19 protein-coding genes and 1 tRNA gene are annotated in these 20,451 nt (G+C 59.8%); 17 read left to right on the forward strand and 3 right to left on the reverse strand.

Annotated elements, in window-relative coordinates; translation table 11 throughout:
- Positions 1–397: 397 nt before the first annotated feature.
- From odhB to P5689_RS09755, 3 genes are all read left to right on the forward strand, one after another.
- Positions 398–1,732, forward strand: coding sequence for a 2-oxoglutarate dehydrogenase complex dihydrolipoyllysine-residue succinyltransferase (odhB, locus tag P5689_RS09745; RefSeq protein WP_285533879.1), 1,335 nt, complete (start codon positions 398–400; stop codon positions 1,730–1,732).
- Between the two features lie 40 nt (positions 1,733–1,772).
- Positions 1,773–3,194: a dihydrolipoyl dehydrogenase gene (lpdA, locus tag P5689_RS09750; RefSeq protein ID WP_285533000.1), complete on the forward strand. Its 1,422-nt coding sequence runs from the start codon at positions 1,773–1,775 to the stop codon at positions 3,192–3,194.
- A gap of 166 nt (positions 3,195–3,360) precedes the next feature.
- Positions 3,361–3,912 (forward strand): hypothetical protein, encoded by a 552-nt coding sequence (locus tag P5689_RS09755; RefSeq protein WP_285533001.1) that lies wholly within the window; start codon positions 3,361–3,363, stop codon positions 3,910–3,912.
- Between the two features lie 216 nt (positions 3,913–4,128).
- Here the strand turns inward: P5689_RS09755 and P5689_RS09760 are convergent, their stop codons facing one another.
- The gene (locus P5689_RS09760) at positions 4,129–7,017 is read right to left on the reverse strand and encodes a 2-oxoglutarate dehydrogenase E1 component (RefSeq protein WP_285533002.1); all 2,889 of its coding nucleotides are present in this window, start codon (positions 7,015–7,017) and stop codon (positions 4,129–4,131) included.
- A 272-nt stretch (positions 7,018–7,289) separates the two neighbouring features.
- Here P5689_RS09760 and P5689_RS09765 point away from each other — a divergent pair, with 272 nt between their 5' ends.
- From P5689_RS09765 to P5689_RS09820, 12 genes are all read left to right on the forward strand, one after another.
- Positions 7,290–7,601: a hypothetical protein gene (locus tag P5689_RS09765; protein ID WP_023979677.1), complete on the forward strand. Its 312-nt coding sequence runs from the start codon at positions 7,290–7,292 to the stop codon at positions 7,599–7,601.
- A gap of 45 nt (positions 7,602–7,646) precedes the next feature.
- Positions 7,647–8,285, forward strand: coding sequence for a 2OG-Fe(II) oxygenase (locus tag P5689_RS09770; RefSeq protein WP_023979678.1), 639 nt, complete (start codon positions 7,647–7,649; stop codon positions 8,283–8,285).
- Between the two features lie 56 nt (positions 8,286–8,341).
- Entirely contained in the window at positions 8,342–9,367 is a 1,026-nt protein-coding gene (locus tag P5689_RS09775) for an aspartate-semialdehyde dehydrogenase (RefSeq protein WP_035443969.1), read from the forward strand.
- A 127-nt stretch (positions 9,368–9,494) separates the two neighbouring features.
- Positions 9,495–9,617, forward strand: coding sequence for a hypothetical protein (locus tag P5689_RS09780; RefSeq protein WP_255493486.1), 123 nt, complete (start codon positions 9,495–9,497; stop codon positions 9,615–9,617).
- 42 nt (positions 9,618–9,659) lie between these two features.
- Entirely contained in the window at positions 9,660–10,706 is a 1,047-nt protein-coding gene (hemH, locus tag P5689_RS09785; protein WP_023979680.1) for a ferrochelatase, read from the forward strand.
- Between the two features lie 87 nt (positions 10,707–10,793).
- Positions 10,794–11,912, forward strand: coding sequence for a DNA polymerase IV (dinB, locus tag P5689_RS09790; RefSeq protein ID WP_285533004.1), 1,119 nt, complete (start codon positions 10,794–10,796; stop codon positions 11,910–11,912).
- Positions 11,913–12,157: 245 nt separating this feature from the next.
- Positions 12,158–13,357 (forward strand): MFS transporter, encoded by a 1,200-nt coding sequence (locus P5689_RS09795; RefSeq protein WP_023979682.1) that lies wholly within the window; start codon positions 12,158–12,160, stop codon positions 13,355–13,357.
- A 27-nt stretch (positions 13,358–13,384) separates the two neighbouring features.
- Positions 13,385–13,966: a TIGR00730 family Rossman fold protein gene (locus P5689_RS09800; RefSeq protein WP_023979683.1), complete on the forward strand. Its 582-nt coding sequence runs from the start codon at positions 13,385–13,387 to the stop codon at positions 13,964–13,966.
- Between the two features lie 56 nt (positions 13,967–14,022).
- Positions 14,023–14,099: transfer RNA gene (locus tag P5689_RS09805), tRNA-Pro, on the forward strand.
- 248 nt (positions 14,100–14,347) lie between these two features.
- The gene (locus P5689_RS09810; RefSeq protein ID WP_031241429.1) at positions 14,348–15,310 is read left to right on the forward strand and encodes an iron ABC transporter permease; all 963 of its coding nucleotides are present in this window, start codon (positions 14,348–14,350) and stop codon (positions 15,308–15,310) included.
- Complete coding sequence (locus P5689_RS09815) at positions 15,311–16,087, forward strand: ABC transporter ATP-binding protein (RefSeq protein WP_285533005.1); 777 nt, start codon at positions 15,311–15,313, stop codon at positions 16,085–16,087. It begins immediately after the preceding gene.
- The gene (locus P5689_RS09820; protein ID WP_035443966.1) at positions 16,084–17,079 is read left to right on the forward strand and encodes an ABC transporter substrate-binding protein; all 996 of its coding nucleotides are present in this window, start codon (positions 16,084–16,086) and stop codon (positions 17,077–17,079) included. Before P5689_RS09815 ends, P5689_RS09820 begins: the two co-directional genes overlap by 4 nt.
- Positions 17,080–17,086: 7 nt before the next feature.
- Here the strand turns inward: P5689_RS09820 and P5689_RS09825 are convergent, their stop codons facing one another.
- Positions 17,087–17,683: a YqgE/AlgH family protein gene (locus P5689_RS09825; protein ID WP_023979686.1), complete on the reverse strand. Its 597-nt coding sequence runs from the start codon at positions 17,681–17,683 to the stop codon at positions 17,087–17,089.
- 143 nt (positions 17,684–17,826) lie between these two features.
- Here P5689_RS09825 and P5689_RS09830 point away from each other — a divergent pair, with 143 nt between their 5' ends.
- Together P5689_RS09830 and P5689_RS09835 are read left to right on the forward strand one after the other, a co-directional pair.
- Positions 17,827–18,579 (forward strand): SDR family NAD(P)-dependent oxidoreductase, encoded by a 753-nt coding sequence (locus P5689_RS09830; protein ID WP_285533006.1) that lies wholly within the window; start codon positions 17,827–17,829, stop codon positions 18,577–18,579.
- A complete protein-coding gene (locus tag P5689_RS09835; protein ID WP_285533007.1) occupies positions 18,572–19,474 on the forward strand; it encodes a PPK2 family polyphosphate kinase in 903 nt (300 codons plus the stop codon). Before P5689_RS09830 ends, P5689_RS09835 begins: the two co-directional genes overlap by 8 nt.
- A 63-nt stretch (positions 19,475–19,537) precedes the next feature.
- Here P5689_RS09835 and P5689_RS09840 read toward each other — a convergent pair whose 3' ends face one another.
- Positions 19,538–20,329 carry a DsbA family protein gene (locus P5689_RS09840; protein WP_285533008.1) on the reverse strand — a complete coding sequence of 264 codons (792 nt, stop codon included), beginning with the start codon at positions 20,327–20,329 and terminating at the stop codon, positions 19,538–19,540.
- Positions 20,330–20,451 lie beyond the last annotated feature (122 nt).

Raw genomic sequence — 20,451 nt, forward strand, 5'->3', positions numbered from 1 at the left:
TGAGCGTCGCCTCTGACACGCGCCATCCTGTCGGGGCAGAAATGGAAACACGAAAAGATGGCGTACAGGTTTCGTGGTTATTTTTTTCGGGCGCACAGACCCTGACCGCAAGGGCATGCGCGTTACGGGTTCAGGCAAAGCCCTCGAGGCAGGATGAAAGACCGCGCCTTGCAGGATTGTCGCGTCACAATCGGGTGAAATCAGGGGGCGGAATGGGTCCCCTGGGCGGTGGAACCTGACATTTCCGGCCATTCATCCCCATTTCAGCACGATGTGACGGCTGTGCCGGAGTAGGCATGGCGGTTGTTCCTGTTTATGGTCGCCAGTCTCAGGCCGTCATGGCATGGCGGGTCGAACAGACGCACGACAGAAGTCCGAGCGGGCTAAGGGAGAGATGATGTCGGTCGAGATAAGGGTGCCGGTTCTGGGTGAGAGTGTCACATCAGCGACGATAACCCGCTGGCTGAAACAACCCGGCCAGGCCGTGGCCGCCGATGAGCCTGTTGTCGAGCTCGAAACCGACAAGATCAGTGTCGAGGTTCCCGCGCCGCAGGCCGGGGTGCTCGGCCATGACCTTATGGCCTCGGGGGCCGAAGTGGCTGTTGGCAGCGTGCTTGGTACGCTGGACCCCAATGGCAAGGCCGATGCCAAACCCGACGACAAGCTGGCTCCGTTGCCTGCATCGGCTTCAGGCCAGTCGGCGCCGGTACAGTCTGGTCCGGCGCAGCCCGTGCAGGCCCAGCCTGCTGCGGCGCAAGGCGCGGCAGGTACCGCCCGGCGTGAGCCCATGCCCGCAGCCTCCCGCCTGATGGCGGAGGAACATATCAACCCGTCATCCGTGATGCATGGCACCGGGCTGGATGGTCGTGTGACCAAGGGTGACGTGCTGACGCACATGGAGCAGAAGCCCGCGACTGCACCCGTTGCAGCCCCCGCACAGACGGCTACGCCCGAACCGGCCTATAACCCGGCTGCCCCTTCACCGGCGGTGGCCAGCGCCCTTGCGACCCTGCTGGGTAAGACCGAGCAGGACAGCCGTGAGCAGCGCGTGCCCATGACGCGCCTGCGTCAGACCATTGCCCGCCGCCTCAAGGATGCGCAGAATACGGCAGCCATTCTCACCACCTTCAACGAGGTGGATATGAGCGCGGCCAAGGCCCTGCGCGCCGAATATCGCGAGATTTTCGAGAAGAAGCACGGCGTGAAGCTTGGCTTCATGTCGATCTTTGCGCGCGCCTGTATCCGTGCGCTTCAGGAATTCCCGGCAATCAACGCCACGATCGAGGGTGACGAAATCATCTATCGTCGCTTCGTCAATCTGGGCATCGCTGTGGGTAGCGAGCGCGGGCTGGTTGTGCCGGTGCTTCATGATGCCGATCAGATGAGCTTTGCTGAGCTGGAGCGTCATATCAACGATTATGGTGCGCGCGCACGCGCTGGCACGCTCAAGCTCGACGAGCTGTCACGCGGCACATTCTCCATCACCAATGGCGGCGTGTTCGGCTCGTTACTCTCCACCCCGATCCTCAATCCGCCGCAATCGGGTATTCTGGGGATGCACGCCATCCAGGACCGTCCGGTTGCCGTGGATGGTCAGGTGGTCATCCGCCCGATGATGTATGTGGCTCTGTCCTATGATCATCGCATGGTCGATGGGCGCGAGGCGGTCAGCTTTCTTGTGCGCGTCAAGCAATATGTCGAGGACCCCCGTCGCCTGCTGCTTGATGCCTGAAGCCTGTCGCGTCTGAAAAGCCCGAGCCCCGATAATCCCGATGTCCGAAGAGAAAGCAGCTGCCATGTCCGAAACCCGTGATTTCGATCTGGCCGTAATCGGCGCAGGCCCTGGCGGTTACGTCTGTGCGCTCAAGGCCGCGCAGCGTGGTCTGAGGGTGCTGTGCGTTGATCGTCGCGAGACGCCGGGCGGCACATGCCTCAATGTCGGGTGTATTCCCTCCAAGGCACTGCTGCACAGTTCGGAACGCCTGCACGAGGCCGAGACCGAATTTGCGTCGCTCGGCATCGATAACGTCAAGCCAACGCTCAATCTCGGCCAGATGATGGCCCACAAGGAGCGCGTGGTGGGCGATACGGTTAAAGGCATCGGTTATCTCTTTCGCAAGAACAACGTGACCTTTCGTGTGGGCGAGGCTGTTCTGACGGGGCCGCACAGCCTCACAATCAACGGCGAGACAGTGACGGCGCAATCCATCGTGATTGCGACAGGGAGCGCCCCCGCAGCCCTTCCCGGTGTGACTTTTGACGAGAAGCGCGTTGTTTCCTCGACCGGCGCACTCAGCCTGGAAAACGTGCCGAAGCGTCTGGCGGTCATCGGTGCGGGTGTGATTGGGCTGGAGCTGGGGAGCGTCTGGAAGCGCCTCGGCAGTGAAGTGACGGTCATCGAATATGGCGACCATATCGCGCCGGGTTTCGACCGTGGTCTGGGGCGTCAGTTCCAGCGTTCGCTCGAAAAGCTGGGCCTGAAATTCCGCCTTTCCACCCGCGTGACCAAAGTGGCAACAGAGGGTGAAAGCCTCGCCCTGACGCTGCAAAAGGTTGGAAAGGAAGAAACCGAGACGCTGGAAGCCGATGTGGTTCTGGTGGCAATCGGTCGCAAACCCTACACGCAGGGTCTCGATCTGGGCGCTGTCGGGATCGATCCCGACGAGGCCGGTCGTATTCCTGTTGACGGGCATTTCCGCACGTCCTGCCCCAGCATATATGCCATTGGCGATGTCATTGCCGGGCCGATGCTGGCGCACAAGGCCGAGGAAGAAGGTCTGGCGCTTGCCGAGCAACTGGCAGGGCGCGTCGGGCATGTTCCCTATGATGCGATCCCTTCGGTTATCTATACCCAGCCGGAATTCGCGATGGTGGGCAAGTCTGAGGAACAGCTCAAGCAGGAGGGCATAGCCTACAAAACGGGCAGCTTCCCCTTCATGGCCAGCGCCCGTGCCCGTGCCATTGCGGCGACAGATGGCGGCGTGAAGGTTCTGACAGACGCCAAGACAGACCGTATTCTCGGTGTGCATATCCTGGGGGCCTGTGCGGGCGAGCTGATTGCCGAGGCCACGTTGGCTATGACCTTCAAGGCCAGTGCCGAGGACGTCGCTCTGGCCTGCCACGCTCACCCCACCCTGTCCGAAGCCTTCAAGGAAGCGGCTATGGGGGCTTTCGACCGGGCCCTGCATCTCTGATTTCTACCGAAGGGCGACCCAAGCACGATCCTTGGACGCGCAGGGATCGTGGGTCCGTGGTGAGGCGTGACTGGTTATCTGAGATGCCCCTGAAAATGTGCCTGCCTGTATTGTGAGGACGAGACGTTCATCCATCTGGCTTTTGTCAGGGGCTCTGGTTTGCAGCGTGCTGATACTGATCTGGCGTATCGAGGCCTATTGGGACACGCTCTCTTTCCCCCTCGCCATGCGCGATGCGCAGGCGTTGCTGCATGAAAAACCTTCGGTCAATACGCTGAAGCTCGCGCCGTTCGATGCAAGGAAGGCGCTTTATCGGTGCACGCAGGAGGCCGCGAAATATGAAGATCCTGCAAAGAATCCTCCAGGCTCTCATGGGCTGATTGATTTCTGCACACAACGTCAGCGGGAAGGTTACCGCGATCTCCAGCATGTTCTGGATCGGATCGGGGGCTATTCCTGGGGGAAGGTTTTGCTGGAGGCCGAGCTGTCATCAGACCGGCGCTGGGGATATGTTGACTATTATTGGGTCAATTTTTCGCTCGGTATGGATGAAGCCATATTTCATGACATCCTCAACGAAGTGGCCAAGGGCGAGCTAACCCCTGAACACGTTCAGCATGGGTTGGATCGTGAAGCGCAGAATCTTCGAGCCTCACCGCAGAAGCGCCATCTTTTTCTGAGCGACACCTACTATTTCGCCCATCACCCGACAGAATAGGGCGGTCCATCTTTCGAAAGGTATCTTGGATCGGGAAGCTGCGGAGACAGTGTTTGACGGCCGCGGGAATAACCGGCGTTCACGTCCTGCCGGATCCTGTGCAGCCGCCTGCCGGGACAACAGGCCAAGTTTTTTATAAATAGCACAGCGATCCAAAGATCGCCTCGACAGGTCCCGGCTGACACTTTTCAGCCGGGACCTGTCGATCAAGCAGCTTTAGCCCAGAGCTTCCTGTACGAGGGCAGCCTGTTCTGCCAGATGCTCGCTTGCAAGACCGGTGGCCGGCGAGGCAGACGCCTTGCGGCCGACAAAGATCGGGCGCGGATAAGCGTGATTGCACCGTTCGGCCGAATTCTCGATACGACGATCGACAAAGGCCCAGGCACCGCCATTCTGCGATTCTTCCTGACACCAGATGATCTGCGCATTGGGGTAGCGGGCAAGTTGCTGCGACAGCACATCACGGGGGAAGGGATAGAGCTGCTCAAGGCGCAGGATCGCCACATTGTCACGGTTGCTGTCACGGCGGGCAGCACGCAGATCATAATAGACCTTGCCCGAGCACAGTACCACGCGGGTGATATCCTGATCGGGCAGCAGGGTATCGGTCTCGGGCAGGACGGTGCGGAAACGTGTTTCGGGTCCGAAATCGGCCAGTTCCGACACGGCTTCCTTGTGACGCAGCAGCGATTTGGGCGTCATGATGATCAGCGGCTTGCGACATTCACGCGCAATCTGGCGACGCAGGGCGTGGAAGTAGTTTGCCGGGGTGGTGATATTGCACACGCGCAGATTGTTCTCGGCGCAAAGCTGCAGATAGCGTTCAAGACGGGCAGAAGAGTGCTCCGGCCCCTGTCCCTCATAACCATGAGGCAGCAGCATCACGAGGCCCGACGTACGCAGCCACTTCGTCTCGCCCGATGCGATGAACTGGTCGATGATGACCTGCGCCCCATTGGCGAAATCGCCAAACTGCGCCTCCCACAGTACCAGTGAGTTGGGCGCGGCCAGCGTGTAGCCATATTCGAAGCCAAGCACACCGAACTCGGACAGCAGCGAGTTATAGACCTCGATGCGGGCCTGACCATCGGCAATGTTGTTCAGCGGCACATAGTCGCTCTGATTGATCTGGTCGACCAGAACGGCGTGACGCTGGCTGAATGTCCCGCGCTGGCAATCCTCGCCTGACAGGCGCACAGGATGATGCTGAAGCAGCAGCGAACCGAAGGCGAGGGCTTCACCCAGCGCCCAGTCAATTCCAGCACCCGTCTCGATGGCCTGGCCACGTGCCTGGATGACGCGGCGCAGGCGCGGGTGCAGGGCAAAATCTTCCGGGATGCGCGTCAGGGCTGCGCCCACGCGTTGCAGACCCGAAATGCTGATGCCAGTCACCGGCTGCTCACGCAGTGGTTCGTCAGACAGGCGCGATGGGTCCTGATTGCATTCCAGCCAGTCTTCGCGGCTGGGTTCGTAGGATTTCGCGGCCTCGAACTGCTCCTGCAGATGATCCTGGAAATACTGGAACTGGTCATCGGCCGTCTCGGCATCGATCACCTTCTGGCGTGCCAGCTTCTTGGCATAGAGCGCACGCGTGGTCGGGCGTGCGGCAATGGCCTTGTACATGGTGGGCTGGGTGAAGGCCGGTTCGTCGGCCTCATTATGTCCATGACGGCGATAGCAGACCAGATCGATCACCACATCTGCCGCGAATTCACGACGGTAATCGGCTGCAAGGCGCGCGCAATAGGCGGCGGCTTCGGGCTCGTCACCATTCACATGCAGGATCGGCGCATGCACGGCCTTGGCGATATCGGTGCAGTAAAAGCCCGAATGGGCATGGGCCGAAATGGTCGTGAAACCGATCTGGTTGTTCGTGACCACATGAACCGTGCCGCCCGTGCGATAGCCAATGAGCTGGGACATGGCCATCGTCTCGTAAACGATGCCCTGACCGGCAAAGGCGGCATCGCCATGGATCAGCAGGCCGAGATGGCGATAGCGGTTTTCGAGCCCGACACAGCCTTCTGAATCCTGGATGGCGCGTACGCGTCCCACCACGACCGGATCGACGGCCTCAAGATGCGATGGGTTGGGCAGAAGGGTGACACGCACCTTCTCATTCGAGACATGCAGCGTAGCGGCAGTGCCCAGATGATATTTCACATCGCCCGAGCCCTGTACGTCGGTCGGCTTGAACGAGGCCCCGGCGAATTCCGAGAATATGGCGGCGAAGGGCTTTTGCACCACATTGGCCATCACGTTCAGACGGCCACGATGCGCCATGCCGACAGAGACGCTGCGTGTGCCCTGCTGCGCGGATTGCTCGATGATGGCATGGAGCACCGGAATGGTGACCTCGCTGCCTTCAAGGCCAAAGCGCTTCGTGCCGGTAAAGCGCTTCTGGCAGAAGCTTTCGAAGCCTTCGGCCTCGGTCAGCTGATTGAGGATGGTCTTTTTCTCGGCTGCCGAGAACATGCGCCGCCAGTCATCGCCCTCAAGGCGGTGCTGAAGCCACAAACGCTGGGCGGCGTCCTGGATATGCATGTATTCGACACCGATTGGGCCGCAATAGGTCTGGCGCAGCGCGGCAAGAAGCTCGTTGATGGTGGCGCTGGCCCGTTCGGGCAGAAGCGAACTGACCATCTGCCCCAGATAGATCGGGCGGTCGCGGTCATTGGGACCAAAGCCGTATGTCGCGGGGTCCAGCTCGGTGTAGGATTTCGGAACCTGTAGACCCAGCGGATCGAGACGCGCCTCAAGATGGCCACGGACACGATAGGCCCGGACAAGCTGAATGGCGCGAACGCTGTCATCCACGCTTGAGAGCAGATCGGTGGCCGAAAATTCGCCAGCTGTCCTGGACGCCGGTCCCGCCGGACTGCGTGCGTCGAGCAGCGAAGCCTGCTCACCCCAAGCGGCCCGGTCAGCGGGGTTCAGCTTGGCGGCTTGCTGGGCTGCTTCCTGTTCGGCATCGAGTGCCCTGAACAGATCGGCGAAGGAAGGGTCCACACTGCGGGGATCGGCAGCCCATTTCGCATGCAGATCCGCCAGATAGACGGTGTTGGCGCCATTCAGCGCCGTTGGTAACGAACCGATCTCACCCATGCTTGCAGCCCTCCCCGGCTGACTCGTCCGGAACTGGATATCGACTTAAAATGGCACCCTCATGGCGGAAACAACCATGAAACTCTTGCCGATCAGCAACAAGCATAAAACTTTTCCGAACGATTTCAGTTCACAATCGCACGTTCTGCAGACGGCATCAGAAAGAGTCGAAACTTTCAATCCTGCCTGCCGTCTATAGACTCCGCACCAGAGCGTCGTGTGGTCTAACCCATCACATGGTATTCCGATATTGCAGTTTGGAGGGGTCTGTCATGCGCTGCATGCCCGCACTCGCGGTATTCACGATTTCGCTACTGTCACAGGGCGTGTCCTGTGCCTGGGCGACTCCCGAACGCCCGGTCGAGCAGCAAGGGCGTCATCTCGATTTCGACAGCCGAGCCCCCTTGCGCTGCACGCGGGCACCCCATCTGGTCAGAACCGCCTACACCCCCGGCGAAAAGCCCGCTGAAGGGGTTGTGTCCATGCGTTCGTGCTTTTCCGATACCGACCGTATCGGGGCAGGGTATACACAGTATGTACGCAACAGTGCGGTGCGCCACCTGCATCACCGCATGAAGGGCTAGCAAGCCTCTTGTGCGCCGGGGGGAGCAGGAATAGTCTCGCCCTCCATGTCACAGATCGCTCTTCAGTATGAAGCCCTCGAACGGACCCCGATCAGCGAGGCACCGTTCAGACATGTGGTTGTCCCGAACTTCGTACGCGAAGAGGACCTCCAGACACTCATCAATCTGATGCCCGAGATGAAGTCCGGCGGGTCCTTTCCCCCGGAGGGTCTGCGGCTGCACCCGACAGTCAGAGCGCTGACGAAGGAACTGCAAGGGCCGCGGCTCAAGAAGATCGTGGCGCAGAAATTCGGCCTCGATATCAAAGACGCACCGAGCATGCTCACCCTGCGTGGCCGCACCCGTGAAAAGGACGGGCGTATCCATCGTGATTCAGAAGCCAAGCTCGTGACGATCCTGCTTTACCTGAATCCGGAAAGTGCTGCCTGGTCTGCACAGGAAGGCTGCCTGCGCCTGCTGAACGGCCCCGATAATCTCGAGGATTACGAGGTTGAGGTGAAGCCCGCCCACGGTACGTTGCTGATTTTCCCGAATGGGCCGAAAACCTGGCACGGTCACAGGCAGTATGTTGGCCCGCGCTACACTATTCAGCTGAATTACATGGCCACAAATAACAAGGCGCGCTATGAACTGCGCCGTCATCGGCTGTCAGCGCTGTTCAAGCGCCTGTCATTCGCCCGATGAAACGGTCATGACGCCCGGCGTGATGACGATCGAATTCTGACTGAGGTAATGTGATTATGGGATACCGCGTTGCGGTCGTTGGCGCGACTGGTGCTGTAGGTCGTGAACTCCTGCGCATTCTTGCCGAGAGAGATTTTCCTGTGTCCGAAGTGGCAGCGCTGGCTTCGGCCCGCTCCACGGGGCAGGACGTTTCGTTTGGCGACAAGAAAATTCTCAAGATCCAGAACCTCGAGACGTTCGACTTCACCGGCTGGGATATCGCCCTGTTCTCACCTGGCGCTTCGGTTTCTGCTGTGCATGCGCCGCGTGCGGCAGCGGCCGGGTGCATCGTGATCGACAACACCTCGCATTTCCGCATGGAGCCGGACGTGCCGCTGGTGGTGCCTGAAGTAAACGCGAATGCGCTGAAGAAGATGAAGCGCAACATCATCGCCAACCCCAACTGCTCGACAGCGCAGATGGTGGTTGCGCTCAAGCCGCTGCATGATCTGTTCACCATCAAGCGTATCGTGGTGTCGACCTATCAGGCGGTTTCCGGCGCCGGCAAGGATGGCATGGATGAGCTGTTTGGCCAGTGCAAGGGCAGCTTTGTAGGCGATCCGCCGACCATCGCCCAGTTCACCAAGCAGATTGCGTTCAACGTCATTCCGCATATCGACAGCTTCATGCCCGATGGCTCCACCAAGGAAGAGTGGAAGATGGCGGTCGAGACACGCAAGATTCTCGATCCCGACATCAAGGTTGCGGCAACCTGTGTGCGTGTGCCCGTCTTTATCGGTCACTCCGAGGCGATCAATATCGAATGTGAGGAACCCGTCGATCTGGCGCGTGCCCGCGAGGCCCTGCGCGAGGCCGATGGTGTGATTCTGCGCGATGAGCGTGACGATGGCGGCTACGTCACCCCGATCGAGTGCGTGGGCGAGGATGCGACCTATGTTTCGCGCCTGCGTATCGACGACTCGGTGGAGAACGGTCTGGCGCTGTGGTGTGTGTCGGATAACCTGCGCAAGGGCGCTGCGCTGAACGCAGTACAGATTGCTGAGGCCCTGATTGCGCTCGATCTGATCAAGCAGAAGGCCTGATTATGGGCTATTATATTACATATTTGTCATTATTGTAATTTTGGCATTGCGCAGACCCGGCGCAGTGCCAAACTCCTTTCAAGGGCGGATGCAGGGTTGTGCTGCAAGGGTCCGAACGGAGATGACAATGGCTGTTATCGACACTCTGGCCGCTGGTCTGTTTGCCCTCGCTGCGCTTGGTCTCCTGCGTATGGCGCCTGTACCCAAAGCCATTCCGGTGCGCGTCAAACGGAAACCGTCAGCGCGCTGAGCGGTTTTTGTCTCTCCTGAGTCAGTAAGCCGATAGAGAGACATGGCCTTCAATAACAAGATCCCCGCGACTGCGACACCGCCGGAAGGCAAGACGGGTGTCCTCATTGCCAATCTTGGCACGCCTGAAGGCACCGATTTCTTCTCGGTCCGTCGCTATCTTGGCGAGTTTCTTTCCGACCGTCGTGTGATCGAGGCACCGCCAGCCATCTGGCAGCCCATTCTGCAAGGCGTTGTTCTCACAACACGCCCTTCCAAGAGTGGCGAAGCCTATGCCCGTATCTGGAACCGTGAAGAAGACGCCAGCCCGCTGCGCGTTTACACCCGTGCCCAGGCGGAGAAGCTGGCCGAGCGCCTTGGCACCGATGTGCCGGTGGCCTGGGGTATGCGCTATGGCAAACCCTCAATTGGTGAGGCTGTCGAGGAACTGATGGATCAGGGATGTGATCGCATCCTCTATCTCTCGCTCTATCCGCAATATAGCGCCACCACGACCGCGACAGCCAATGATCAGCTGTTTCGCACGCTGATGACGCTGCGCCGTCAGCCCGCCATTCAAACCATCCCGGCTTTTCCTGATCATCCTGTCTATATCGCCGGGCTCGAAAAGAGCGTGCGTGACCATCTGACGGGGCTGAGCTGGAAACCGCAACGTATTGTCGCCTCCTTTCACGGCTTGCCAAAGCTTTGCGTGGACAAGGGGGATTACTACCCCGATGACTGCGTCAGAACGATCCGCGCCCTGCGTGACGCTCTGAATGTGAGCGAAGAACAGATGCCGATCACTTACCAGTCTCGTTTTGGGCCGATGGAATGGGTGCAGCCCTATACGGCGCCTTTCGTGACGGCGCTGCCAGAGCAGGGGATTACACGTATCGCTGTCATCATGCCCGGCTTCATCAGCGATTGCATTGAGACGCTGGACGAAATCGGCCACGAATTGCGTGACGAGTTCATTGAGGCGGGAGGTGAGGAACTGACCCTCATTCCATGTCTGAATGACAGCGATATGGCGATCGATCTGCTCGAAGCACTGATTCGCGAAGCCTGCCCGCCCGCATGGCAGAAATCCGGCCTGACTTCCGCCTGATGCGTTGTGGCTGAACCATCGCTGGTTCTGTCAGCCTGACGCTTGATGATCTTGTTTTGTTCTCGAACCTGATGGCATAAGGGCAACATGTCTGAGCCAACAGGTCACGGGGCTGTGCGTCGCATCATCCATATCGATATGGATGCCTTCTACGCTTCGGTTGAACAACGCGATGCACCGGAGTTGCGTGGTCGTCCTGTTGCCGTAGGGCGGGGTGAAGGACGAGGCGTTGTCGCGGCGGCCAGCTATGAGGCACGTCGGTTTGGTGTCCGTTCGGCCATGCCATCGCGTACGGCGTTGCGACAATGTCCGGAACTGGTCTTTGTTCCGCCCCGCTTTGACACCTACCGCGCCGTTTCACGCCAGATCCATGAGATATTCGCGCGCTATACGGCGCTTATACAGCCTCTCTCACTCGACGAGGCTTATCTCGATGTGACACAAAGCTATCGCGAGCATGGGTCGGCCACCGATATTGCACGGCGTATCCGCGCAGAAATTGCCGAGGAAACCGGACTGACGGCTTCGGCCGGGATCTCCTACAACCGGTTTCTGGCGAAGCTGGCGTCGGATCATCGCAAACCCAATGGACAATTCGTCATCACGCCCGCCATGGGGCCGGATTTTGCGGCCTCGCTGCGTGTCGAGCAGTTTCACGGCATCGGCCCCGCGACGCGGGCCAAGATGAATCGGCTGGGCATTTTTACCGGTGCTGACCTGCGTGATATCCCGCGTGACGTGCTGACCCGTCATTTCGGCAAAGCTGCTGCGTTCTATGCGTCCATCGCCTGGGGCATTGACGATCGTCCTGTCGTGCCGGACCGGGTGCGCAAGTCGATTGGTACCGAGACGACGTTTGAGGCCGATCTGACGGATTTTGCCAGCGCCTGCACGGTGCTCGACGGGCTGTGCGACAAGCTCTGGCGGCATTGTGAGGCGCAATCACTGCGCGGACGCACTGTGGCTCTGAAGCTCAAATATGCCGATTTCCAGATCACGACACGCACCCGGTCCAATCCTTCTCCATTCTCAAGCCGAGATGCGGTGCGCGAGCAGGCTGTGGCATTGCTAGAAGGGTTCTTTCCCCTTCAGCGTGCCATTAGGTTGATGGGCGTCACGCTGACCGGGCTCGGTCAGGATGAGGCCGAGGGCACGGCAAAAGAAAAAACCGCACAATTGACACTTTTTGGTGAATCACCCTGCTGACTTTTTGCATGGTGCAGCGTTCACTGAGTCCAATGCTCTCTTGTGGAAGGATCTGCCGTCATGATTTCAGTTTTTTCCACCTCATCGCTCTGGCTGGGTGCCGTCGTTTCCGTACTGATCTGCGCACTTGGCGCAGGTTGAACGCTTAAACCTGACGTAAACTTGACCGGGCGGGGTGACAGCAGGCGCAGGGGCTGGCAAAGCTGAGCCTCTAGCGACCAAAAAATAGGATTGGGGAAATTGTGATGGGTGCCGGGCAGGCAAAGGCGACACGATCGCCACTTGGCATCATCCTGCCGGTCGTCTCACTGAACCTCATTATCTATGTCGTCATCGGCCTGCCGATGGCAGTCATTCCGCTCTTCGTGCATAATGTCCTGCACTGCAACACGGTCATCGCCGGGTTTGCCGTGTCGCTGCAGTATTTCGCCACCTTTGCGTCGCGCGCATCGGCGGGAAAACGTATCGACACCCAGGGGCCAAAGCCGGTTGCGGTGCTGGGTCTGGCGCTTGGCGTCTTTTCCGGCCTGCTGCTTCTGGTGGCAGGGCTTGGCAAATCGGTCATCCCACTCTCCCTGATCTGCCTTTTCGCCAGTCGTCTGGCCCTTGGCTGGGCAGAAAGCTGGGCCTCGACAGCTGCAATCGTCTGGAACATACGCCGCGCAGGGGCAGCAAATACGGCTCAGGTCATCTCATGGAATGGAATAACTTCCTATGGCGGTATCGCCCTGGGTGCCACGATTGGCGAGCAGCTGTCGCATCTCGGTGGCGGCTGGGGCGGGCTGGTGAGTCTGGGTGTTCTCTCGACCCTGCTCCCCGCCATCGGCACGGCACTGGCCAGCACCTATCCCGCGGTTGCCCCCATACGCCATGATGCGCCCGCCATGTCTTTCGCCAAGGTGTTCCGTCTCGTGCTGCCTCATGGCTGCGCGCTGGCAGCGGGATCCGTCGGATTCGGGGCAATCTCGTCATGCCTTGCGCTCTATTTTGCGGCGGAGCACTGGCCGGATGCAGCACAGGCTCTGGCTGTATTCGGTATGGTCTTCGTCATCGTGCGCTTCGTTTTCGCGCGCCAGATCGGACGTATCGGCGGGACAAATGTCGCGCTTATCTCGCTCGGTGTTGAAACACTCGGATTGCTGATACTGGCCTTTCTCCCCTCTGCTGAAGCGGCCACTCTGGGCGCTGCAGTAACCGGAGCGGGTTTTTCACTGGTGTTTCCGGCACTGGGCGTTCTTGCTGTTGATCGCGCCGGGGCGGAGAATCGCGGAGCCGCGCTTGGGGCCTTTTCGGTATTTCTCGATCTCGCCATTGGCGTGTCCGGCCCGTTGCTGGGGCTCGTCATCCATTCTGCGGGTTATATGGCCCTGTTCATCTTCACAGCTTGCATTACATTTCTCGGCATCGTGCAGGTGCTGAGATTGCAGCGAGCTGCAAGGCCCTGACGTCACAGGTCGAAGGAAAATCCAGAAATGACAATCGCTGCCGCCGCTGTCTTTTGCGGCTCGCGCCATGGTTCTGTCCCGGCTTTCGGTGAAGCCGCCCGCGCAATGGGAGCCGGTCTGGCAGAGCGTGGCATCCATCTGGTCTATGGTGGCGGGGCAGTGGGGCTTATGGGTGTGGTGGCCGCAGCCGCGTTGCAGGCTGGTGGCGAGGTAACCGGGATCATCCCCGAATTCCTTCACGGCCGCGAGGTCATGAACGAGCAGGTGACGGATCTGATCATTACCGAGTCGATGCATGAGCGCAAACGGCTGATGTTCGCGCAGGCCGATGCGTTTCTGGTGCTGCCAGGCGGACTCGGCACCTTTGACGAACTCATGGAAATCATGACGTGGCGCCAGCTCTCGCTGCATGACAAGCCTATCCTGATCGTCAACGTCGCGAATTGGGCTGTGCACGTGATTGCGGCTCTGGAGGCAGCAATCGAGCAGGGCCTGGCAGATGCCTCGGCGCGCAGGCTCTATCAGGTTGTTCCTGACGTGGCTCAAGCTCTCGAAATTCTGGGTAAAACCAGAAAGAGCGAGGAAAACATCGAGACAGGTCGACTTTGATCGTCTGCCCCCCTTGCAGAACCGCCCATCTGGCAGTATAGCCCCATCCATCGGTTCGGAGTGTAGCTCAGCCTGGTAGAGCACTGTGTTCGGGACGCAGGGGCCGGAGGTTCGAATCCTCTCACTCCGACCAAAATTTCCACAATTCTGGTCATTCTGGCGGTCTGGTATTGCTGAACAGGCAGACCATCCGCCCACCGATTATTTCCGATATCATCTCTCTCACATCAGAGACCTCGCGTTTCTTCGTTGGCTATGCTGCACGATTGTCTGCACAAGCCATGAACCTCTCGCCAGACAAGCCCTGACCCGGTATCGGGGTAATCAGGTCCATTATGGTAAAAGGGGGAAGGGGCGTTGCGCAATCGTTTGTGCTTTCTGATGCTCACTCTCATCCTGATCGGCGCGCTTGTCGCCGGAATTTTTATTGGGCGCTATCCGCTTTCACTTCACGCAATCGGGGCCATGATGGCCGGGCATGGTGCCGCCGAAACACGGGCCGTGCTGCTTTACGCCCGCCTGCCAAGGCTGATCGGGGCCATGGTGGTTGGGGCGGCGCTTTCAGTGTCAGGAAGCGCGTTTCAGGCGGTTTTCCGTAATCCGCTCGTTTCGCCCGATCTGTTGGGGGTACTGAGTGGCGCGGCTTTCGGGGCGGCGCTGGCCATCCTGCTGCATGGCAGTAGTGCGGTAGTGGGGTTTTCGGCCTTCGCCGGAGGGTGTTGCGCCGTGGCCTGCGGCTTTGGCATCGCGCGGCTGGTGGGGCGCGAGGGTATCTTACCGCTGCTGCTAGGCGGGTTGATCAGCGCTGCCCTGTTCACCTCTTTTCTCTCGTTACTCAAATATGTGGCTGATCCATTCGATCAGTTGCCAGCCATCATCTACTGGCTGCTCGGGAGCCTCGCCCGAACACAATGGATGCAGCTTGCCTGGGTGACACCCTTATGTGTGCTGGGCATGGCGTTGCTTTGGCTGGGTTCGCGGGCGCTGGACGCGATGGTTCTGAGCGATGACGAAGCCCGGAGCCTTGGCCTGCCGGTTGGGGTCATGAGGATCGTCGTGCTGGCCCTTGCCACGTCGCTTGGTGCTCTGACGGTTTCCATAGTCGGGATTATCGGCTGGGTCGGGCTGATTGTGCCCCATATGGCCAGACTCATTATCGGGCCGGGACATCGCCTCATGTTGCCTTTCGCGGCGCTGATGGGGGCGGCGGGGCTGATGCTGGCCGATACCGCAGCGCGAAGCCTGACAGCGTCCGAGATTCCTCTTGGCATGATGACCGAGCTTTTCGGGGCGTTAGGCTTCATCGTGGTGCTGAGGCATCTGCGTCGCGAAGGGCAGTTATAAGTGACATCCCTTGCGACACAGGCTCTCGGCTTCACCCGGCGTGGACGTCCCATACTCGATGATGTAACGCTGAATTTTGCTGGCGGGCAACTGGTCAGCCTCATGGGGGCAAATGGCGCTGGCAAGACGACGCTGCTGCGGCTGATGCTCGGTCTTATCGTGCCCGACCGGGGACGTGTTCGGGTCAATGATGTGCCCCTGACCGATCTTTCGCGCATGGATCGGGCCCGATTGCTGAGCTACGTGCCGCAAAACAGGGAGCATCTGCCGCCCTATGATGTTATGCAGGTGGTGCAGATGGGCAGGATGCCGCATGGCGGGCTGACAACGCGCCTGTCCAGGGCGGACCGCGACAGCATCGAGTGCGCCATTGCGCAGCTCGGTTTGCAGGATCTGGCGCGACGGCCCTGCACCGCACTATCGGGGGGCGAGTATCAGCGCGTTCTTCTGGCAAGGGCGCTGGCGCAGGAGACGCCGGTCATTGTGCTGGATGAACCATTGGCCGGGCTTGATTACGGCTATCAGCATCGATTGATGGGGCTGCTTTCCACCCTGACGCAGCAGGGCCGTCTGGTCATCATGACGGCGCATCAGCCTGAGATGATCTACCGTCATGCGAGCCATGTCGTGCTGCTTGAGGCCGGGCGCGTGGTGACACAGGGGCCGCCGCATGATGTTCTCGAGGCGGGGCGTCTGAGCGCCTTTTATGACGTTGCCCTTCAACATTACGATCATGGTGCTGAGCGCTTCTTTGCACAAAGGGATGAGGCGGAATGAGAAGTTTCGGTTGGGGTGCTGTGCTGAGCGGGTTTCTGGCGGTGGCCACTCCTCAGGAGGCATCAGCCCTGCCAGCAACGCCGCCTCCCGCGCGCATTGTGGATGGATGGTATGCCCATAACGCCACGCTGATCATGCTGGGCGCAGCAGACAGAATTGTCGGTACGGTCGTCTCGCCGTCGCGCTTTGCCTGGATGTATTGCGTCGCCCCATCCCTGCATCAGGCCCATGTTTTTGGCAGCATGGTGCTCAATGCCGAGGCTGTTCTTGCCCTTCAACCCGATCTGGTTTTTGTCACCCGTGATTCCGGTGTGGCAGGTACCTTGCAATCTGTCGGGCTAAAAGCGGCGCCTGTCGGCTTTACCGATTTCGCGGGGATGCTGGCGACAATCGATCAGACGGCGGTCCTTTTGGGGACGGATGAGGCAAAGGCTCAGGCCGCCCGCTATCGCACGGCTTTTGCTGCGCTCGACAGGCCGCCAGCGGAGAGGAAATCGGTGTTAGCGCCACGTGTGCTGCATATCGCCTCGCTCGATCCCCTGACCGTGGATGGTGATACGAGTATCGTGGATGAGTGGATACGTGATGCCGGTGGCCGCAATGCCGCGATCGGTGTGCATGGCAACAAGCGACCGGTTTCGCTGGAGCAGATCCTGGGCTGGCAGCCCGACATCATCATTCTGGGAGCGGATGCAGGCAGCGAGGCTGAAATCGCGTCATCGCCGCTTTGGGTACAGCTTGCTGCCGTGGCGCAGCACCATGTGTTTCGCAATCCGTCAGGGGTGTTCAATTGGGATCGCTACAGCCCCGAATTGCTGTTGCAACGCCTGTGGGCGCGTCAGCTGATCGAAAAAGGGACGATTGACCGCGCTGCGATGCTCGCACAGATCCGGGATTTCTACCGCCAGTTCTATCACCACCCTCTCAGCAGCGAGGCGGCAGAACGTATCCTCGATGCGCGGCCCCTCAAGCCTGGTGCATGTCCGGGCTAGGCGGCCCTCAGGCGTGGCCGACGAGATTGGAGAGGGAGAGGGGATCGATATTGATGGTGGCAAGGGCCTTGCGCCACTTCACCATCTGATCGCTGCCGAAAATAAGATCATCCATGGCTGGGGCGCTCAGCCATGCATTCTGCTGGATGATTTCATCTTCCAGCTGACCGGGCTCCCATGAGGCATGGCCCAGCGCCAGCAGGGCATGGCGTGGGCCTTCGCCAGCGGCGATCTGATGCAGGATATCGAGGCTGGCAGTCAGGCAGTTTTCGTTGTTGATCACGAGACTGTCTTCACGCCGCCAGTCGGCAGAGTGAAGCACGAAGCCACGGGTCGGTTCCATGGGGCCGCCCATGCACAGATTGATCCGGCGCTTGGGCGGTGAGGGGGTAATGTCGAGCTGCTCGAACAGGGTTTCGAGCGTGGGGTGCGATGCGCGCTTGTTGATGATCAGCCCCATGGCACCATCCCGGCGCGAATGGGCGCAGACATAGACCACGCTGCGCGCAAATTCCGACTCTCCAAGCATGGGGCTCGAAATGAGCAGACGGCCTGCCAAGGTTTCGGATGTGGTCTCGTCGGGCGTTTGAAAATCTGAAGCCATGAGGGAAAATGTCGGCCATTGCAGGGGGTTTTGCAAGGGCGGCGCTTCGTGGCAACGATACAGAGTGTGGCAACCATGGAGCGGCTGCCCCGTCTGCTATAGCGTAGGCCCCTGTGTGTCCTGAACCTGAAATGGAGAAAACGATGGCGATTATTCTGGTAACCGGCGCAACAGCCGGGTTTGGTCAGGCTATTGCAAAGCGTCTGGTCAAGGAAGGCCATCGTGTGATCGGGACCGGCCGACGGGCGGAACGGCTTGAGGCCGTGAAGAAAGAACTGGGCGAGGCATTCCTGCCGCAGGTGCTCGATGTGACCGATGCCGAAAAGGTTCAGGCCCTGCCCGCAAGCCTGCCACCCGCCTGGCGTCAGGTCGATGTGGTGATCAATAATGCCGGTCTGGCCCTCGGTGTAGGCAAGGCGCAGGACTCCGATCTCAAGGATTGGAAAACCATGATTGACACGAATGTGACGGGTGTCGTGGATGTCACTCGCGCGTTTCTTCCACAAATGGTCGAACGCAATCATGGATACATCATCACACTTGGCAGTATCGCGGGGACTTACCCCTATGTCGGGGGCAATGTTTACGGAGCCACCAAGGCGTTTGTCGGCCAGTTCATGCGCAATCTGCGCACTGACCTGCTGGGAACGAAGATCCGTGCGAGCACGATCGAACCGGGACTGTGCGGGGGCAGCGAATTCAGCAATGTGCGGCTGCGCGACAATCAGAAGGCCGCGGATGTCTATAAAGGGACTGACCCGCTGACGCCTGAGGATATCGCGGCAACCGTATCATGGCTGCTCAGCCTTCCGCCCCATGTCAACATCAACGCCATCGAGATGATGCCTGTCTGTCAGGCTGCCGGTGGCCTCGCAGTGGATCGAAGCAGTGACTGAACTGACCCTGGGCCTGGCCCGCAAGCTTCCTGGCAAGTATCTCGTAAGCGACGGGCGTGATTTCGAGCTGAAGTCCGTCCGTCCGCAGGATCATGGCGGTTTGCACAAGGGCCATGTCGAGGCGTGGCTGGACAAGCGGCGTGCTCACCTCGGGGCGTTGCAGGAAAGGCTTGCGGCAGAGCATCGCCATTCCATGCTTCTGGTTCTTCAGGGCATGGATGGTGCGGGCAAGGACAGCCTCATTCTCAATGTCATGACCGGGATGAACCCACAGGGTACCAAGGTCGTGTCTCTCAAGAAGCCGAGCGATATCGAGCTTTCTCATGACTATCTATGGCGCGTTCACATGGCCATACCGAGCCGTGGCCAGGTGGGGGTGTTCAACCGCAGCCATTACGAGGATGTGCTCGTTGCCCGAGTTCATGCAGACACGCTCGATGCGAGAGGCATGAGGGGCGATCCGACAAAGCGGGAGTTCTGGGACCACCGCCTGCAGGATATCCGCGATTTCGAGGCCTATCTGGGCCGGCAGGGCATCCATGTTCTCAAGGTCATGCTGCACATGTCGCCCGAGTGTCAGCAGGAGCGTCTGCTGCGTCGTCTTCATCGGCCGGACAAGCGCTGGAAGTTCGATGAGAGCGATCTGGCGGAACGTCAGTTCTGGCCCGCTTACCAGACAGCCTATGAAGAAGCGATCCGGGCGACGGCGACCGAGCACGCGCCCTGGCTTGTCGTGCCGTCAAACAAGAAATGGTATTCTCGTCTGGTGGTGATGGAAGCCCTGATTGCAAGGCTTGAGAGCCTGAGCCCGGAGCCACCGCCGCCATCGCCTGAGATTCTCGAAAATCTCGGTCGGCTCGAAGCCAAGATCAAGGCGAGCAAGATACCCGGCTGATCTTACCCATCCTGCAAGGTCGCCTCCTTTGGGGGCCGTTGCAGGATGGAAGCGTAAGGGTTGTCAGTGCGCGTCCTTACGTGCGGTTTTGATCTGCTCGCGCATTTCCTCAGCCGAGATGGCACCGGGAATGATCGCACTCGTACCGAAAACGAAGGTCGGCGTGCCATCGAGGCCGATCAGCCTTGCTTCGGCCAGATTCTCGTTGATCTGCGCGGCAACACTTGATGCGTGCATGTCAGTCACCAGCTTGTCAGCATTCAGCCCATTGGCCGTGGCGAGCTGACGGATACGATCCAGGGTAGGGGGCGTCGTGTCCTGCATCAGGGCGCGTTTCATCTTTTCGTAGCCGCCCTGCAGTGCGGCGGCGAAAATGGCCTGCGTGTCCAGAACGCTTTTCTCGCTAAGCACCGGCACCAGCTTTTCGACCAGACGCAGCTTGCTGTCCGACTTCAGGAGGGCATCGACCACGGGCACCATGCTGCGGCAATAGCCGCAGCGCGGGTCGAGAAACTCCACGATGGTGAGATCACCCTGCGGGTTGCCGCGCACCGTGTAGTCGGGCCCCTTTTGCAGACGCTCACGATCGGAGCGGACATGGGTGAGGGCGTCATCTGCTGCCTTCTGCTGGGCGCCCTGACGCAGGGCCACGATGGCATCGCTCAGAATGCTCGGGTCATTCTTCAGGGCATCGCGCAGGATCGTCACGATCTCGGCGCGCTGGGCCGGGCTGAAAGATGATTCCGTTGGGGCAGACGCAGTACTGGGGGCAGCAAGGGCCGGAACGGCGGTCGACACGGTCAGACCAAGGGCGAGAAAGGTGCCGGCAAGCCGGGCACGGGTCGGGCGGGTCATGAGGACGATCCTGCTGGTCGTGAAAGACATGGGCGTGAAGAAAACGCGCTCCTGCATAGGCCAGCAAAAGCGATTTCGCAAAACCGGAGCCGGTCGCGCGGTTGCCCATCGTCCGGATCACG

This window comes from Asaia sp. HumB (assembly GCF_030263835.1).
Taxonomy (GTDB): Bacteria; Pseudomonadota; Alphaproteobacteria; order Acetobacterales; family Acetobacteraceae; genus Asaia; species Asaia bogorensis.

What these genes read in the sequence shown, in the direction of transcription:
- odhB (WP_285533879.1), top strand. Translation starts at nt 398, where the DNA reads ATGTCGGTCGAGATAAGGGTGCCGGTTCTGGGTGAGAGTGTCACATCA.
- lpdA (WP_285533000.1), top strand. Translation starts at nt 1,773, where the DNA reads ATGTCCGAAGAGAAAGCAGCTGCCATGTCCGAAACCCGTGATTTCGAT.
- P5689_RS09760 (WP_285533002.1), bottom strand. Translation starts at nt 7,017, where the DNA reads ATGGGTGAGATCGGTTCGTTACCAACGGCGCTGAATGGCGCCAACACC.
- P5689_RS09765 (WP_023979677.1), top strand. Translation starts at nt 7,290, where the DNA reads ATGCGCTGCATGCCCGCACTCGCGGTATTCACGATTTCGCTACTGTCA.
- P5689_RS09770 (WP_023979678.1), top strand. Translation starts at nt 7,647, where the DNA reads ATGTCACAGATCGCTCTTCAGTATGAAGCCCTCGAACGGACCCCGATC.
- P5689_RS09775 (WP_035443969.1), top strand. Translation starts at nt 8,342, where the DNA reads ATGGGATACCGCGTTGCGGTCGTTGGCGCGACTGGTGCTGTAGGTCGT.
- P5689_RS09780 (WP_255493486.1), top strand. Translation starts at nt 9,495, where the DNA reads ATGGCTGTTATCGACACTCTGGCCGCTGGTCTGTTTGCCCTCGCTGCG.
- hemH (WP_023979680.1), top strand. Translation starts at nt 9,660, where the DNA reads ATGGCCTTCAATAACAAGATCCCCGCGACTGCGACACCGCCGGAAGGC.
- dinB (WP_285533004.1), top strand. Translation starts at nt 10,794, where the DNA reads ATGTCTGAGCCAACAGGTCACGGGGCTGTGCGTCGCATCATCCATATC.
- P5689_RS09795 (WP_023979682.1), top strand. Translation starts at nt 12,158, where the DNA reads ATGGGTGCCGGGCAGGCAAAGGCGACACGATCGCCACTTGGCATCATC.
- P5689_RS09800 (WP_023979683.1), top strand. Translation starts at nt 13,385, where the DNA reads ATGACAATCGCTGCCGCCGCTGTCTTTTGCGGCTCGCGCCATGGTTCT.
- P5689_RS09810 (WP_031241429.1), top strand. Translation starts at nt 14,348, where the DNA reads ATGCTCACTCTCATCCTGATCGGCGCGCTTGTCGCCGGAATTTTTATT.
- P5689_RS09820 (WP_035443966.1), top strand. Translation starts at nt 16,084, where the DNA reads ATGAGAAGTTTCGGTTGGGGTGCTGTGCTGAGCGGGTTTCTGGCGGTG.
- P5689_RS09825 (WP_023979686.1), bottom strand. Translation starts at nt 17,683, where the DNA reads ATGGCTTCAGATTTTCAAACGCCCGACGAGACCACATCCGAAACCTTG.
- P5689_RS09830 (WP_285533006.1), top strand. Translation starts at nt 17,827, where the DNA reads ATGGCGATTATTCTGGTAACCGGCGCAACAGCCGGGTTTGGTCAGGCT.
- P5689_RS09840 (WP_285533008.1), bottom strand. Translation starts at nt 20,329, where the DNA reads ATGACCCGCCCGACCCGTGCCCGGCTTGCCGGCACCTTTCTCGCCCTT.